13 protein-coding genes are annotated in these 15,289 nt (G+C 67.7%); 7 read left to right on the top strand and 6 right to left on the bottom strand.

Going from position 1 to position 15,289, the window contains the following annotated elements:
* Positions 1 to 60 precede the first annotated feature (60 nt).
* From OO71_RS30495 to OO71_RS30485, 3 genes are all read left to right on the top strand, one after another.
* Entirely contained in the window at positions 61 to 1,977 is a 1,917-nt protein-coding gene (locus OO71_RS30495; protein ID WP_033293398.1) for a fumarate reductase/succinate dehydrogenase flavoprotein subunit, read from the top strand.
* Positions 1,974 to 2,726 carry a succinate dehydrogenase/fumarate reductase iron-sulfur subunit gene (locus OO71_RS30490; protein WP_033293397.1) on the top strand — a complete coding sequence of 251 codons (753 nt, stop codon included), beginning with the start codon at positions 1,974 to 1,976 and terminating at the stop codon, positions 2,724 to 2,726. Before OO71_RS30495 ends, OO71_RS30490 begins: the two co-directional genes overlap by 4 nt.
* Before the next feature lie 1,086 nt (positions 2,727 to 3,812).
* Complete coding sequence (locus OO71_RS30485; RefSeq protein ID WP_033293396.1) at positions 3,813 to 4,166, top strand: VOC family protein; 354 nt, start codon at positions 3,813 to 3,815, stop codon at positions 4,164 to 4,166.
* 1,276 nt (positions 4,167 to 5,442) lie between these two features.
* Here OO71_RS30485 and OO71_RS30475 read toward each other — a convergent pair.
* From OO71_RS30475 to OO71_RS30460, 4 genes are all read right to left on the bottom strand, one after another.
* On the bottom strand, positions 5,443 to 6,345 hold the full coding sequence (locus OO71_RS30475; protein WP_051792466.1) for an amino acid ABC transporter permease: 903 nt from the start codon (positions 6,343 to 6,345) through the stop codon (positions 5,443 to 5,445).
* A gap of 271 nt (positions 6,346 to 6,616) precedes the next feature.
* A complete protein-coding gene (locus tag OO71_RS30470; RefSeq protein WP_033293394.1) occupies positions 6,617 to 7,264 on the bottom strand; it encodes an amino acid ABC transporter permease in 648 nt (215 codons plus the stop codon).
* A gap of 84 nt (positions 7,265 to 7,348) precedes the next feature.
* Entirely contained in the window at positions 7,349 to 8,257 is a 909-nt protein-coding gene (locus OO71_RS30465) for a glutamate ABC transporter substrate-binding protein (protein ID WP_033293393.1), read from the bottom strand.
* Between the two features lie 105 nt (positions 8,258 to 8,362).
* Positions 8,363 to 9,091: an amino acid ABC transporter ATP-binding protein gene (locus OO71_RS30460; protein WP_211260647.1), complete on the bottom strand. Its 729-nt coding sequence runs from the start codon at positions 9,089 to 9,091 to the stop codon at positions 8,363 to 8,365.
* A 288-nt stretch (positions 9,092 to 9,379) separates the two neighbouring features.
* Between OO71_RS30460 and OO71_RS30455 the strand changes: the two genes are divergently transcribed.
* Positions 9,380 to 10,048, top strand: coding sequence for a response regulator transcription factor (locus OO71_RS30455; RefSeq protein ID WP_033293391.1), 669 nt, complete (start codon positions 9,380 to 9,382; stop codon positions 10,046 to 10,048).
* Positions 10,049 to 10,050: 2 nt separating this feature from the next.
* Positions 10,051 to 11,445 (top strand): sensor histidine kinase, encoded by a 1,395-nt coding sequence (locus OO71_RS30450; RefSeq protein ID WP_033293390.1) that lies wholly within the window; start codon positions 10,051 to 10,053, stop codon positions 11,443 to 11,445.
* Here the strand turns inward: OO71_RS30450 and OO71_RS30445 are convergent.
* Positions 11,442 to 12,359: a TAXI family TRAP transporter solute-binding subunit gene (locus tag OO71_RS30445; protein WP_033293389.1), complete on the bottom strand. Its 918-nt coding sequence runs from the start codon at positions 12,357 to 12,359 to the stop codon at positions 11,442 to 11,444. The genes OO71_RS30450 and OO71_RS30445 overlap by 4 nt on opposite strands.
* 22 nt (positions 12,360 to 12,381) lie before the next feature.
* Positions 12,382 to 13,068 (bottom strand): heparin lyase I family protein, encoded by a 687-nt coding sequence (locus OO71_RS30440; protein ID WP_051792465.1) that lies wholly within the window; start codon positions 13,066 to 13,068, stop codon positions 12,382 to 12,384.
* 217 nt (positions 13,069 to 13,285) lie between these two features.
* Here OO71_RS30440 and miaB point away from each other — a divergent pair, with 217 nt between their 5' ends.
* Together miaB and OO71_RS30430 are read left to right on the top strand one after the other, a co-directional pair.
* Positions 13,286 to 14,767, top strand: a complete 1,482-nt coding sequence (miaB, locus tag OO71_RS30435; RefSeq protein ID WP_033293388.1) for a tRNA (N6-isopentenyl adenosine(37)-C2)-methylthiotransferase MiaB — start codon at positions 13,286 to 13,288, stop codon at positions 14,765 to 14,767.
* Positions 14,764 to 15,240, top strand: coding sequence for an Rv2732c family membrane protein (locus tag OO71_RS30430; protein ID WP_033293465.1), 477 nt, complete (start codon positions 14,764 to 14,766; stop codon positions 15,238 to 15,240). The genes miaB and OO71_RS30430 overlap by 4 nt, the downstream gene beginning before the upstream one ends.
* Positions 15,241 to 15,289 lie beyond the last annotated feature (49 nt).

Here is a 15,289-nt window from a genome sequence, read left to right as displayed (position 1 = left end):
CTTTCCCGACATTCCGGCAGCACAAGGCAGTTCTCCCCAGCTCGTGAGGTGGCTCATTCCATGACCGAGGTCGAACGGCACAACTACGACGTGGTGGTGATCGGTGCCGGCGGCGCCGGTCTGCGCGCCGTGATCGAGGCGCGTGAACGTGGTTTCAGCGTCGCAGTGGTGTGCAAATCCCTGTTCGGCAAGGCGCACACCGTGATGGCCGAGGGCGGGTGCGCGGCGTCGATGGGCAACGCGAACCCGAACGACAACTGGCAGGTCCACTTCCGCGACACCATGCGCGGCGGCAAGTTCCTCAACAACTGGCGGATGGCCGAGCTGCACGCCAGGGAGGCGCCGGACCGGGTCTGGGAACTCGAGACGTACGGCGCGTTGTTCGACCGCACCGCCGACGGCCGGATCAGCCAGCGCAACTTCGGCGGGCACACGTACCCGCGGCTCGCGCACGTCGGCGACCGCACCGGACTCGAGCTGATCCGTACCATGCAGCAGAAGATCGTTTCGCTGCAGCAGGAGGACTTCAAGGAGTACGGCGACTACGAGGCCAGGATCAAGGTCTTCGCCGAATGCACGGTCACCGAGCTCCTACTCGACGGCGGCGCGGTTGCCGGCGCGTTCGGTTACTGGCGCGAGAGCGGTCGGTTCGTGCTGTTCGAGGCGCCCGCCGTCGTGCTCGCGACGGGCGGCATCGGCAAATCCTTCAAGGTGACATCGAACTCGTGGGAGTACACCGGCGACGGGCACGCGCTGGCTCTGCGTGCGGGCGCGAAGCTGATCAACATGGAGTTCGTGCAGTTCCATCCGACCGGGATGGTCTGGCCGCCGAGCGTCAAGGGCATCCTCGTCACCGAGGGCGTCCGCGGTGACGGAGGTGTCCTCAAGAACTCCGACGACAAGCGGTTCATGTTCGAGTACGTGCCCGAGGTGTTCAAGGGCCAGTACGCAGACAGCGAGGACGAGGCCGACCGCTGGTACACCGACCAGGAAACCAACCGCCGTACTCCTGACCTGCTTCCGCGAGACGAGGTGGCGCGCGCGATCAACTCCGAGGTCAAGGAGGGTCGCGGCTCCCCGCACGGCGGTGTGTTCCTCGACATCGCGAGTCGCCTTCCCGCCGAGGAGATCCAGCGGAGGCTGCCTTCGATGTACCACCAGTTCAAGGAACTGGCCGACGTCGACATCACCAAAGAGCCCATGGAGGTCGGTCCCACCTGCCACTACGTGATGGGCGGGGTCGAAGTCGACCCGGACACCGGCGCGGCGAGCGTGCCCGGCCTGTTCGCCGCGGGCGAATGCTCCGGCGGCATGCACGGATCGAACCGGCTCGGCGGCAACTCGCTGTCGGACCTGCTGGTGTTCGGCCGCCGCGCAGGCCTTGGCGCAGCGTCCTATGTAGACGGTCTGGCTGCCCGGCCGCAGGTGGCTCAGTCCGATGTGGACTCTGCGGCGAAGATGGCGCTGGCGCCGTTCGATCCTCCGGCCGAGGGTACTCCGGAGAACCCGTACACCCTGCACACCGAGCTGCAGCAGTCGATGAACGACTTGGTCGGCATCATCCGCAAGGCCGGGGAAATCCAGCAGGCGCTGGAAAAACTCGCCGAGATCCGGCAGCGGGTGCGGCAGGTGACCGTGGAGGGGCATCGGCAGTTCAACCCTGGCTGGCACCTCGCGCTCGACCTGCGCAACATGCTGCTGGTGAGCGAATGCGTCGCGCGCGCAGCGCTCACCCGCACGGAAAGCCGCGGCGGCCACACCCGAGACGACTACCCGTCGATGGATCGGGATTGGCGGCACCGGTTGCTCGTCTGCTCCGCGCAGCCGGGTGACCATCCGCTGGTGCCGGACGTCGACGTGGTCGTGGAGGAGCAGGTGGCGATGCGGCCGGACCTGCTGGAGCTGTTCGAGCTCGACGAGCTGGGCAAGTACTTCACCGACGGTGAGCTGGAACCGCACCCCGGGAGGAACGCGTGAGCTACCAGGCGAAGTTCCGGGTGTGGCGGGGCGACGACACCGGCGGCGACCTGCAGGACTTTACCGTGGAGGTGAACGAAGGCGAGGTCGTGCTCGACATCATCCACCGGTTGCAGGCCACGCAGGCTGCCGACCTCGCCGTGCGCTGGAACTGCAAAGCAGGCAAGTGCGGCTCGTGCTCCGCGGAAATCAACGGCAGGCCGCGCCTGCTGTGCATGACGCGGATGTCGACGTTCACCGAGGACGAGGTCGTCACCGTCACGCCCATGCGTACCTTCCCGGTGATCCGCGACCTCGTCACGGACGTCTCGTTCAACTACACCAAGGCCCGGGAGATCCCGTCGTTCACCCCGCCGGAGGGGCTGAAGCCGGGCGAGTACCGGATGCAGCAGGTGGACGTCGAGCGCTCGCAGGAGTTCCGCAAGTGCATCGAGTGCTACCTGTGCCAGAACACCTGTCACGTGGTGCGCGACCACGAGGAGAACAAGGAGAGCTTCGCCGGCCCGCGCTACCTCATGCGGATCGCGGAACTGGAGATGCACCCCTTGGACGCCGCCGACCGTCGCGACGCGGCGCAGGACGAGCACGGCCTCGGGTTCTGCAACATCACCAAGTGCTGCACCGAGGTATGCCCGGAAGGCATCCACATCACCGACAACGCGCTGATCCCGATGAAGGAACGCGTCGCCGACCGCAAGTACGACCCGATTGTCTGGTTGGGGGACAAGCTCTTCCGGCGCAGCCGCTGACCCTGGCCGCACTCGACTTGCAATCGTCGCGGTGCTGCCCTGCGTCGGTGCCCGTCTTGGTTGACCGGGTCAGCGCGTGCCGGTGGTTCCTGCGCAGGTTCGCAGCGCGGGCGCCACTTGCCGTGGCGTCGACTCGTCGTGACTTCGGGTCCGGGGTGACGTCCACCCGCGGTGAGATCTACGCAGCACGGCTTCCCACCGCGCGATCGACCTGCGGCGGCGTCGATACGAGAGGTGCCGATGGGCAGCATTGATGGTGCGGCGTCAGTCCGCGGCATCCAGACGTCAAGTGATGCCAAGGGAACGTCGCTGACGGTTTAGCGGTATCAACGCGCGGCGGCATCGACGTCGCCCGGCACTAGCCAGCGGCAACATCGACGTTGACTGGACGCGATGGGATCGATGCCGACGATGCTCGGCATCGATGCGCGCAGCCGCATCGACGTTGACCCACCCGGACGGACAGCCGTGTGAGCGAATGGCTGTCGCACGGCAGTATCGGCCAACCGCGCCGGCGCCGTCGAATTGGAGCGCCAGTGCTGTCGACTTACCGCGTATAGGTTGCTGCAGCCGTCACGTCGAGTGGTTCGTGCCGAGCGGTGGCCTGGTCGGATACCAGGCCACCGTGCCGGCGACGCTCGAGCGGGTACGGCAACCCGCGGCTGTCTCCGACCGTCACACGACCTCGTCCCGTCGCCGCGGCAGCAGCTGCTGTTTGGTGCGTTTCGCCGGCGGTTTCCCTGTGGCGGCGGGATTTGGTTGTGTGGCGGCCGGAGGTCGTCGTGCGTGAGGTCGGCGCAGGCCCGGGCTATCAGGCCGGCCACACGCGGGTCGGGGGAGTGATCGAACGCACCTGTGCGTTGGCCACCGCACAGGGGATTCTCTGCACTTCCACACGGCCACTACGACGATGCTCGTGGGCTCTTGTTGCGTGGGTACTTCGGATATGAGACGACCGTAGCACAGGTCGCGGGTGGATGTGTGGCGCGAGTGGTCGTTCTGGGGCGGGCAGCGAAGCGAGACTTTCCACCCGGCTGGTGAGACGATTGGCTGATAGCGCAGCTGATGCGAGGGGACGGAGGCCTCATGATCACCGGTGCACACGTGATCCTCTACAGCAGTGATGCGGAGGCGGATCGGGCTTTTTTGCGCGACACGCTGGGGTTCACATCCGTCGACGCGGGACAAGGCTGGCTCATTTTCCGCTTGCCGCCGACGGAAGTCGCCGTGCACCCGGCCGGAGGCGGGCCGCAGCAGGAGTTCTACCTGATGTGCGACGACCTCGACGAGACAGTGCGACAGCTGACCGCGAAGGGAGCGGAGGTCGACGGGGAGGTGGTCACGGCGCCCTGGGGTACGCGGGTGTCGATCAGGTTGCCCAGCGGCGGATTGCTGCCGCTCTACCAGCCGCGTCATCCGCTTGCGCATGACCAGGGTTAGCCGGGTTGTTCGCGTCTTTGTCCGGGTTGACAAGGCTTCGTGCCGGGCAAGGTGATCACTGCCCTTGGCTTGGCCGGGGTTTTGTGTCCAATGTGGACTTGCCGGATTCTCTTGCCGGTCAGGGTGAGTTCAGGATGGTCGGTGCACAGGCGTGCATTGTGTTCGGTGGTTCCTTCTTGCTGTGTAACGGGATTCGCTCTCAGCTGAGCTGAAGAATCTGGATGTGGCGGTTCAGGTCTGGACAAACACAACTGGATCACGCCTGATTCGTGCACGGATTCGTTGGTGCTGTGGGGATCTCGGGTCGAGACAGGTGATCCGGGATCACACGTTCGAGTGATGTGGCGGGCTGGGTGGTCGGCGCGAGGCTCGAAATTGTCGTACCCGGATGGGACTCTGTCAGGGAAGTCATCGGAGACAGGGGAGGACACATGACGGTCGAGGCTTCACCGCAGGTGGTCGCGATCAACCGGGGCACCGAGCGGGCTGCCGATTCCGGTCGCACGCGCGGACCTGAACACGAGACGCTTGAGGTGTGGATCACCCGAGGGGTGCACGATAGAGGACGACGGGAGTCGCGGAGTGAAGGTCACGACATCGGATATCGGGGCCGGGCAGGTTTTTCGTCGTGGGCTCGGCGGAGGGGTGGATCGGTGGGTTCGACGTAGGTGGAGCAGAGGTCATCGGCTACGAGGAGGAAAGCGGGGAGTGTCGGTCGCACTTCTTTGACACTCAAGGGAATGCCGCGGTGAGTGGGCTGGTGGCTCAGCGGGATGCCTGTGTGCACCACGGTGAGACGAATCGGTCCACAGCGGAATTCAACGAAGACGGCCGGGTGCAGACGGTGGTCGACGAGCGGACTTACGGGACGGTGGATATCGGGTTTCGATGGAGGTGCGGATGCTCAAGGTCGGGTGAGAGGGCTGGGCTGAGCGGCAGTGGCGTGCTGGTCTGAGGAGGTCGGTGTGGCTGGAGACAGGAGGGTGACGTAGGAGAGGAAGTGATGGGGTGGGACGACGGCACCTGAGCTGGGAGCGCAACAACGTAGCTATCGGTGAAGGTGGTGGTCCTTGAAACGGCAGACCAACGGCGCCGCGAACGGGAAACCCCCGGCTCCGCTGGGATAGCGGTGCCGGGGGCTTCGGGGCCGCGGCCGAGCGTCGGGCGCACGTCAGGCGAGGGTGTCAGGCGAACCATGCCAGGCAACCCTGGCAGGCGACCTACGCTGGGCGACCCACGTCTGTCAGACGTGTCTGGCAGTCACGTCAGGCGAATGTCAGGCCGTCCCAGCCCCGGGAAGGGCTCCACCGCCACCGGCTCCGGCGGCGCCCATCACGACCTGCTCCGCGCGGTTGTCTGTCGTGTCGATGTGTTTCTTGCTGCGGCGGTTGCGCTTTTCCAGGTACGTCGCGAGTGCGGTCAGGAGGAGGCACATCACGATGTAGATCGCGGCCGCGACGAGGGTCGACGGGACGATCGGGCGGCCGAAGTCGCCCTGGGTGCCGATGTAGCGGGCGTAGTACAAGAGTTCCGGGTACGTCACCAGGAAGCCCAGGGCGGTGTCCTTGAGCAGCACCACCAGCTGGCTGATGATCGTCGGCAGCATGGCGCGCAACGCTTGTGGCAGCAGGACCGTGAACATCACCTGGGTCTTGCGCATGCCGAGCGCGTACGCGGCTTCGCTCTGGCCCTTCGGCAGCGAAAGGATGCCGGCGCGGAACACCTCCGCCAGCACCGAGCCGTTGTACAGCGTCAAGCCCAGCACGACCGCGAACAGCGGTGACGTGTCCACACCGAGAGTCGGGAGGCCGTAGTAGAAGAGGAACATCAGGATCAGCAACGGGATCGCGCGGAAGAACTCCACGACGAATGCGCAGATTCCGCGTATCCAGGCGTGATCGGAGAGGCGTCCGGCGGCGAAGACTGCACCGAACACCACCGCGAGGACCGCGCCGAGGGCGAAGGCCTTGAGGGTTGCCAGTACGGCGCTCGCGAGGTCGCTCTGCACCTGTGAGTACTGGAGCCACTCCCACTTGCGGCCGGAGAACTGGCCGCTGTCGGCGAAGCGGTACAGCACGTACGCGATCAGGGCCAGCACGACGACGATGCCGAGGACCGCGTAAAGCCGGTGGCGGACACGGGATTTCGGGCCCGGGGTGTCGAACAGGACGGTGCTCATGCGGCCACCTCACCGGTGCTCGGCACGGCCTCAGCCGTGAATGACACCGCGGCCGGTGCCGCGAATGACGCTGCCGTCGACGCCGCGAATGACGTCGCAGGCGATACCTCGGGCAGCGCCGAGGGCAACCCAACGGGCAGCGCCGAGCGCAACGCAACGGGCGATGCCGAGGAGAACGCCACAGGGAACTCCAAGGGAGACGCAACGGGCGACGCCGAGCGCAACGCAACGGGCGACGCCGTGCTTGAGAATGGTCCGGTCACAAGGATGCTCATCGGGCCACGCTCCAGCGCTTCTCCAGGCTGCGCTGCACCAGTGACAGCACCGACACGAGGATGATGAAACCGAGTGCCACCCACAGCAGGGCGACCATCTGGTTGTCGCCGCGTTCGGAGACGTACTGGCGGATCGCGCCGGCTTCGGCGACCGAGAAACCACTTGCGATCGTCGTGTTCTTCAGCAGTGCGATCAGGGTGCTGATCAGCGGCGGTACCACCGACCGCAGGGCCTGCGGGAGTACCACGCGGCCGATGATCTGGCCGAACGTGAGTCCCAGTGCTCGGCCTGCTTCGGCCTGGCCCACCGGCACCGTGTTGATGCCCGACCGCACGACCTCGCAGATGAACGCCGACGTGTACAGCGTGAGCGCCACCGCGGCCGAAGGGAAGTAGTCGATCTTGACGATGTCGAGGAGCGGGTAGGCGAACACGAGGAACGCGAACACGAGCGTCAGCGGCGTGTTGCGCAGCAGGGTGACGTACGCCGTGCCGATCGCGCGCAGTACCGGGACCGGGCTCACCCTCAGCATGGCGAGGATCGTGCCCAGCACCAGGCTGCCGGCGCCCGCGATGAGGAACAGTTCGATCGTGGTGAGAAAGAAGGGACCGAAGAGGTCCAGATTGTCGAGCAGGACGTCCATGGAGCCTTCCCCGCGTCCGTGTGCCGATGGTGGGTGTGGAGCGGCCGGTGGGCGAAACTTCCACCCACCGGCCGCCGGATCAGGTCAGTACCGCTCGATGGTCGGCTTCGTCGCGGATGCGCCCGACTTGCCGAGGGTGGCGTCGTAGATCTTCTGCCACGTGCCGTTGTCCAGCGCGGCCTGCAGCAGGTCGTCGATCTTGTCGCGCAGCACCTTGTCGTCCTTGTTCAGGCCGATGCCGTACGGCTCCTTCGAGAACGTCTTGCCCACGACCCGGAGGGCGTCCTTGTCCTGGGCGGCGTAGCCCTTCAGGATCGCGTCGTCGGTGGTGACCGCGTCGACGTCCTTCGTGGTCAGCTTCTCCACGCACTGCGAGTACTTCTGGAACTCGACGATGTTGCCCGGCTCCGTGAGGCCCTGCTCGCGCACGCGCTGGATCGGGGTGGACCCGGTGACCGAGCAGACCTTCTTGCCCTTCAGCGATTCCGGCCCGGTGATCGAGTTGTCGTCCTTGCGCACCAGGAGGTCCTGCCCGGCCTGGAAGTACGGCCCGGCGAACGACACGAGCTTCTTGCGCTTGTCGCTGATCGTGTACGTGCCGACGTAGTAGTCGACCTGGCCGTTCGAAATGGCCTGCTCACGGGCCCCCGAGTCGACCGTGGTGTACTTGATCTTGTCCTCGCTGATGCCGAGGCCGGCGGCGACCATGCGCGCGATCTCGATGTCGAAGCCTTCGAACTTGCCGGTCTTCGGGTCCTTCTGGCCGAGGCCGGGCTGGTCGTCCTTCACGCCGACGGTGATCGAGCCCGCGGACTTGATCTTCGTGAAAACCGGCGAGCCGTCGAGCTTCACGTCCTTCGCCACTTCGTAGGTGGGCACGGCGGCATTGTTCGCGCTTTCCCCGCCCGAGCCGGTCGGGGTGCCTTCCTTGCCGCAGGCCGTGAGCAGCAGCCCGCCGGCGAGCAGGCCGGCCGCGAGGGTGCGGATCCTCATGGTGACTCTCTCCTGTATCTGTGTCCGGGAACGTCGGTACCTGTCCGGGTACGGCCGATTACAGCCACCGCGGAGCCAGTGCGCCGGGGGAATCCCCCGAACGGGTCAGTGGGTCAGGATCTTGCCGAGGAAGTCCTTCGCGCGGTCGGACTTCGGCTTGGTGAAGAAGTCGTCCGGCGTGGTGTCCTCGACGATCTCGCCGTCGGCCATGAAGATCACCCGATCGGCGGCCCGGCGGGCGAAGCCCATTTCGTGGGTGACGACGAGCATCGTCATGCCGTCCTTCGCGAGGCCGGTCATCACGTCGAGCACCTCCTGGACCATTTCCGGGTCCAGTGCCGAGGTGGGTTCGTCGAACAGCATCACCTTGGGCCGCATGGCGAGCGCGCGGGCGATTGCCACGCGCTGCTGCTGGCCGCCGGACAACTGGGCCGGGTACTTGTCCGCCTGGTTGGCGATGCCGACGCGGTCGAGCAGCTCCATCGCCGTCTTGCGGGCCTCGGCCTGCGTGGTCTTGCGGACCTTCACCGGCGCGAGCATGACGTTCTCGACGATCGTCTTGTGCGCGAACAGGTTGAACTGCTGGAAGACCATCCCGACGTCGGCCCGCAGCGCGGCGAGCGCCTTGCCTTCCGCAGGCAGCGGGACACCGTCCACCGCGATCTCGCCGGAGTTGATCGGCTCGAGCCGGTTGATCGCCCGGCACAGCGTCGACTTGCCCGACCCGGACGGCCCGAGCACCACCACGACCTGACCGCGCGGGACCTCGAGGTTGATCTCCTTCAGCACGTGCAGATCGCCGAAGTACTTGTTCACGGCGGCCGCCTTGATCATCGGCGTCGCCACCTCCGTGGTCATCCTGGCCTCCAGAGCTTCGTTGGTCGTTCGGCGCCCGCGGGACCGGGATCCCGCTTCGCTGGCCGGAAACCTACTACCGTGACACCGGTTGTAAAGACAGCTTGAGCAATACTTAGGGTTTCAACTACGTATCGGATACAGCTGTCTGTGGCACTGTTCAGCCTAGCCGGATGAGTGACAGCCGCCACTCATGTGTCCACGGCGTGGTGTCGTGGCGTTCCGGGGTGCCCGCTACCGTGGTCGGGATCACCGGGGAGGCTGACCGTGCGGGTGCTGCTCGTGGAGGACGACGACCGGGTCGCGGGTGCGCTCGTACCCGCGCTGACCAGGCGTGGGCTGACGATGCAGCGGCTGGCCTCCGGGGCCGGGGTGCTCGAACGCGTCCACGACGTCGACGTCATCCTGCTCGACCTCGGCCTGCCCGACATCGATGGCGTGGTCCTGTGCCGCCGGATCCGCGCGGTCAGCGACGTCGCCGTGATCGTGGTGTCCGCGCGCGGTGAGGTCGACGACCGGGTGCAGGGCCTTCGTGCCGGTGCTGACGACTACCTGGTCAAGCCCTACGACGTCGAGGAGCTGCTCGCGCGCGTCGAGGCGGTGCGGCGGCGGCGCGGGGAGCGGGTGGCGCAGACCGTGCCGGTGGTCGAGGTCGGCGACGTCCGGATCGATCTCGCTCGGCACGAGGTCGTCGTCGCGGGCGAGCCGATTTCCTTGTCCCGCAAGGAGTTCCAGGTCCTCGCGCTCGTCGCGGGCGCGGGCGGTGCGGTGTGCTCGCGCGAGCAGGTGCTCAACGAGGTGTGGGGGCACCGCAGCGCCGCGGAGAGCCGGTCGCTAGATGTGCACGTGGCCACGCTGCGGACCAAACTCGGCCGTCCGGCGCTGATCGAAACCGTCCGCGGGGTCGGCTACCGGCTGGGCAACGGACGGGACTGAGCGTGCGCGTCCGGTTGCAGAGCATCGTCGTCACGCTCGTCGCGTTGCTCGTGTTCGGGCTCGGCATCCCGCTCGCGCTGAGTCTCGCGGGCAGCCTCCAGCAGCGGCTTTTCCTCGACCGGCTCACCGACACCGCGCGGTTCGCCTCGCTGCTGCAACGCCCGCTGCTCGACAACCAGCTGGGTCCGCTGGAGCCCAAGCTGCGCCGGTACACCGAGGTGTACGGCGTGAAGGTGGTCGTGGTGAACCAGGACGGCCAGCCGGTGCTGAGCTCACTCGGCGGTACGGACGCGGAGCGCATCGACCGGGCCGCGATCCAGGTGCCGGTGAACGAGGCGCTCGCCGCCCGCGCGCCGGAACCGGGGCCGCTGCTCCTGCCGTGGACGACCACTTCGCTGGTACTGGCCGAGCCGATTCTCATCGACGGCGAAGTGCGCGGCGCCGTGGTCACCGAATCAGCCACCGGCCACGTCCGCACGCAGCTGTTGCTGCAGTGGCTGGTGCTCGCCGTGGGCGCGCTGGTGGCGTTCGTGCTGGCGCTGCTCGTCGCGTTACCCGTGGTGCGCTGGACGCTCCGGCCCGTGAGACGGCTGGATGAGGCGACCGGCGCGCTGGTCGCGGCCGTGGTCAGCGGCCGCGAGGCGGAACCGGTGGGGGAGAGCGGCGGTCCGCCCGAGCTGCGGCAGCTGGGCCGTTCGTTCGACCGGATGGCGGCGAGCGTTTCGGAGGCGCTCACCGCACAGCGCGCGTTCGTCGCCGATGCTTCTCACCAGCTTCGCAACCCGTTGACCGCGCTGAAGATCCGGCTGGGCAACCTCGACGGGCACGTCGACGACGACACCGCGGCCGCCGATCTCGACGCGGCTCGGGTGGATGCCGGACGGCTCAACCAGATCCTCGAAGAGCTGCTGTCGATGGCCCGCGCCGAAGCCGCCGGCGGCGAGCTGGTGTCGGAAGATCTCGCCGCGCTGGTCGCCGACCGGGTCGCGGATTGGTCCGTGGTCGGGGCCGCGCGCGAGGTCACGCTGGAAAGCACCGTGAAGGTGGACGGCGCCCGCGTGCTCGTGCCGCCGCGCGGGCTGGAGGTCGTCCTCGATGCGCTGCTGGACAACGCGCTCAAGTTCACCCCCGCGGGCACCTCGGTCGCGGTGACCGCGGAACGCGACGGCGACCGGGTCACGCTCACCGTCCGCGACCACGGGCCGGGGTTGCGCGAGGACGAGCTGGAGCGGGCCACCGACCGGTTCTGGCGCAGCACGGCGCACCAGAATGTGCCCGGGTCGGGCCTCGGCCTGGCGATCGTCACGGAGATCGTCCGGCATTCCGGAGGAAACATTCACCTTTCGCTGCCCGAGGGCGGCGGCCTGCAGATCGCGATGGACTTCCCGGTCGCTTAGACCTTCTCTTCCCGGTAATACGCCAGCGCGCCCGGATGCAACGGCAGCGGTGCGGTCTCGATCCCCGGATGGACGTCGATCGACAGCGCTGCCCGGTTGACCGCGGCGAGCGCCGGACGGGAGTCGTAGAGACCCTTCGTGAGGGCTTTGGCGACGTCGGCGGGCATCGACGTGGGGACGACCAGGAAGTTCGGCACCACGAGCGTCGTGACCGGGCCGCTCTGGTCGTACGTGCTGCCCGGGATGGTCGCGGTCCCGTAGACCGGGCTGAACTCCTGCATCCCCGGCATCAGCGTGGCCATGTCGAGCAGCCGCAGGCCGATCTTGTGGGTGTACTGCGTGATCAGCGGGGTCGGCAGCCCGCCGGACCAGAAGAGCGCGTCGATCTTGCGGTCGGCCAGCGCGGCGAGCGAGTCCTCGAGGCTGAGCTCCTTCACCGTCACGGAGTCGCGAAGCCCGGCTACCTGCAGTACGCGCGCGGCGATGTACTCCACGCCCGACTCCGGCGAGCCGACCGCGATGTGCTGCCCGCGCAGCATCTGCACCGACGTGTACGGCGAGTCCGCGCGCACGACGATGTGCAGGTAGTCGTCGTGGATCCGGGCGAGCGTGGCGAGCTTGCCCGGATGCGCGGCGGCCGAGTCGGCGGCGAGGTCGGCCGCGACGAACGCGACGTCGGCGCCTCCGGACAGGACGCGGTTCAGGTTGTCGCGCGACCCCTGGGTGGCCAGCACCTCCGGCCGTTCGATGCCGAGTTCCCCCGCCCACGCGGTGGCCAGCGGCCCGGCGAGGTCGTGGTAGACGCCCCCGACCGACCCCGCCGCGACCCGCAGGCGCAGCCCCTCGAAGTCCGGACCGCACCCGGCGAGCAGCGCCAGAAGTGCCACGAGCGCCGCCGTCCGCCTCCATCGCATGGGGCGATGGTGCCAGATGCGGTCAGCCGGTGACGTCGGCAAGGCTCGAGCCCATCCGGATGGTGCTCAGCCACTGCGTCGCGGTCTCCGGTGCCTGGTGGTAGAGGCCCCATTTGAGGTAGTTGCGGGTGCCGTCGAAGGTGGTGCCGGTGTAGGTGGTGGAGCCGTCGGCGAACGTCTGGCGCACGCCGTCGAACCAGAACCGGATCGTGCCGTCGTGGCGGCCGGACGAGATCCGGAACGCGAATTCGTGCCACTCGTCATTCTTCGCGCGGGTCTGCCAGAGCGGGACCATCTCGTGCCCGGTGGTCCACTCTTCGAGCTTGAGCTGCCCGTCGCTCACCTTCAGCACGACGGGGTGGTTCGCGGTATCGCTGCTCGGGCTGCATTTCAGCTGGAACAGATAGCGGCTGGTGGAGTCGGCGATGCGGAACTTCGCCGACCAGCCGAGGTAATACGTGCTCCCGGCGGCGAGGTCCGGGCCGACGGCCTCGCACCGCTCCTCTCCGGTGAGCTGCGTGGCGACCCAGACGCGGCCCTTCTGCGGGTCCGCTGTGGTACGGAACTTGCCGTCGGCACACTGGATCGACCGGAACTGCCCGGTTCCCTCGGCCGGGTCGGCCGACCACGTGACCTGCTGCGGTGCCGCCGCGCCCGTGAGCGCGACCGCCGCCACGACCGCCGCCAGGCAGGCGGAAATCTTGCGCACAATTCCTCCTGAGGCGGCGGTCCGATTCCGAACAATGCCGGAGATGTTATCGGAAAGCGGCACGGGAATTCAACGAAAACAGGTGGCGGTACCCATTTTCTTTCCCGGTCAACGGCACCTTCTTCCGTCGGCACAATCCGATTCCGCGAGATCCGGGATTCGCCGTCCGGGCGGGCGGGCGGCTCCGCGCGGGTGCCGGGGTTTAGGCTGGAGGATGATGAACGCGAAAACCTACCAGATCCGCACGTTCGGCTGCCAGATGAACGTGCACGACTCCGAACGGCTCGCCGGGCAGCTCGAGGGCGCCGGGTACGTCCCGGTCGCGGGGCAGGCGAAGCCGGATCTGGTCGTGTTCAACACCTGCGCCGTGCGGGAGAATGCGGACAACAAGCTCTACGGCACCCTCGGGCACCTGCGCCCGGACAAGGTCGCCAATCCGGACATGCAGATCGCCGTCGGCGGGTGTCTCGCGCAGAAGGACCGCGGCGACATCGTGAAGCGGGCGCCGTGGGTGGACGTCGTCTTCGGCACGCACAACATCGGGTCGCTGCCTACCCTGCTGGAGCGCGCGCGGCACAACGCCGAAGCCGAGGTGGAGATCCTCGAATCGCTCGAGACGTTCCCCTCCACGCTGCCCGCCCGCCGCGAATCCTCGTACGCGAGCTGGGTGTCGGTTTCGGTCGGCTGCAACAACACTTGCACGTTCTGCATCGTGCCGTCGTTGCGCGGCAAGGAACGCGACCGGCGTCCCGGCGAGATTCTCGCCGAGGTCGAGGCTTTGGTGGCCGAGGGCGTGCTCGAGGTGACGCTGCTGGGCCAGAACGTGAACTCCTACGGCGTCGAATTCGGCGACCGGCTCGCGTTCGGCAAGTTGCTGCGCGCTTGCGGCGGGATCGACGGGCTGGAGCGCGTGCGGTTCACGTCGCCGCATCCGGCCGCGTTCACGTCCGACGTGATCGACGCGATGGCCGCGACCCCGAACGTGTGCCACCAGCTGCACATGCCGCTGCAGTCCGGATCGGACCGGGTGCTGCGCGAAATGCGCCGCTCGTACCGGTCCACGCGATACCTGAACATCCTCGACGAGGTGCGCGCCGCGATGCCGGACGCCGCCATCACCACCGACATCATCGTCGGCTTCCCCGGCGAGACGGAGGAGGATTTCCAGGCCACGCTCGACGTCGTCCGCGCGGCCCGGTTCTCCAGCGCGTTCACCTTCCAGTACTCGAAACGCCCCGGTACCCCGGCCGCGGACATGCCGGACCAGCTGCCGAAGGCGGTCGTGCAGGAACGCTACGACCGCCTGGTCGAGCTGCAGAACGAGATCTCCTGGGAGGAGAACCGCAAGCTGGTCGGCCGACGGGTCGAGCTGCTGGTCGCCGCGGGCGAGGGCCGCAAGGACGCGGAGACGCACCGGATGAGCGGACGGGCGCGAGACGGACGGCTGGTGCACTTCACGCCGTCCGGCCCGGCAGTGGACCGCGCGGTCCGGCCGGGCGACGTAGTGGAAGCGGTGATCAGCTACGGCGCGCCACACCACCTGGTCGCCGACGGCGACCTCCGGACGCATCGCCGCACGCGCGCGGGCGACAACGCCGAAGCAGGACTTCGGCCCACGACGAGCGGGGTCACCCTGGGACTGCCGGGCTTCGGCGCCCCGGCGGCGCAACCGGCCCCGGTGAGTGAGTGTGCACGGTGAGTGAACCGGGAACGCCGGCCGAGGTCGACCGGCAGCTGAGCGAGGAAATCGACGAGGCGGGCGAGCGCGTGGCCCGGACCGTCGAGCTGGGCAGGCGCGGGTTCACCATCTCGGTGATGATCTTCGTACTGCTGATCGCGCAGCTTCTGCCGTGGGCCGAGGGGCACGCCGGCTGGCAGGTGCTGACCGGTCAAGCCGGCGGCATCCCCCTGCTGTTCGCGGCGACGTCCACCGGCATCGGCGTACTGGCCGGCGCGGTCGCACTCGTGTCGCGCCGCTGGTGGGTCGCCTGGTGCTGCGCCGCGGGCGGCTGGTTCGCCTCGGTGGACGGCCTGCTCGCGATCTGGTCCCAGCAGTCCGCCCACGCCACCGGCGCCGCAGGCAACGGCCCGGGCTTCGGCATGATCATCGCCTGGATCGCCACCATCATCCTGGCCACCCTCTGGATGCGCACCGCCTTCTCCCGCGCCTGAAGTCCGTGAAGGGAACCTTCACGGAATCAGATTCCGTGAAGGTTCCCTT

The organism is Amycolatopsis jejuensis (genome assembly GCF_000717335.1).
Classification (GTDB): domain Bacteria; phylum Actinomycetota; class Actinomycetes; order Mycobacteriales; family Pseudonocardiaceae; genus Amycolatopsis; species Amycolatopsis jejuensis.
The sequence above is the reverse complement of the archived record's forward strand: the minus strand, read 5'-3'. Positions and strand labels throughout refer to the sequence as shown.

What these genes read in the sequence shown, in the direction of transcription:
- OO71_RS30470 (WP_033293394.1), bottom strand. Translation starts at nt 7,264, where the DNA reads ATGGACGTCCTGCTCGACAATCTGGACCTCTTCGGTCCCTTCTTTCTC.
- miaB (WP_033293388.1), top strand. Translation starts at nt 13,286, where the DNA reads ATGAACGCGAAAACCTACCAGATCCGCACGTTCGGCTGCCAGATGAAC.
- OO71_RS30445 (WP_033293389.1), bottom strand. Translation starts at nt 12,359, where the DNA reads ATGCGATGGAGGCGGACGGCGGCGCTCGTGGCACTTCTGGCGCTGCTC.
- OO71_RS30475 (WP_051792466.1), bottom strand. Translation starts at nt 6,345, where the DNA reads ATGAGCACCGTCCTGTTCGACACCCCGGGCCCGAAATCCCGTGTCCGC.
- OO71_RS30495 (WP_033293398.1), top strand. Translation starts at nt 61, where the DNA reads ATGACCGAGGTCGAACGGCACAACTACGACGTGGTGGTGATCGGTGCC.
- OO71_RS30485 (WP_033293396.1), top strand. Translation starts at nt 3,813, where the DNA reads ATGATCACCGGTGCACACGTGATCCTCTACAGCAGTGATGCGGAGGCG.
- OO71_RS30460 (WP_211260647.1), bottom strand. Translation starts at nt 9,091, where the DNA reads ATGATCAAGGCGGCCGCCGTGAACAAGTACTTCGGCGATCTGCACGTG.
- OO71_RS30465 (WP_033293393.1), bottom strand. Translation starts at nt 8,257, where the DNA reads ATGAGGATCCGCACCCTCGCGGCCGGCCTGCTCGCCGGCGGGCTGCTG.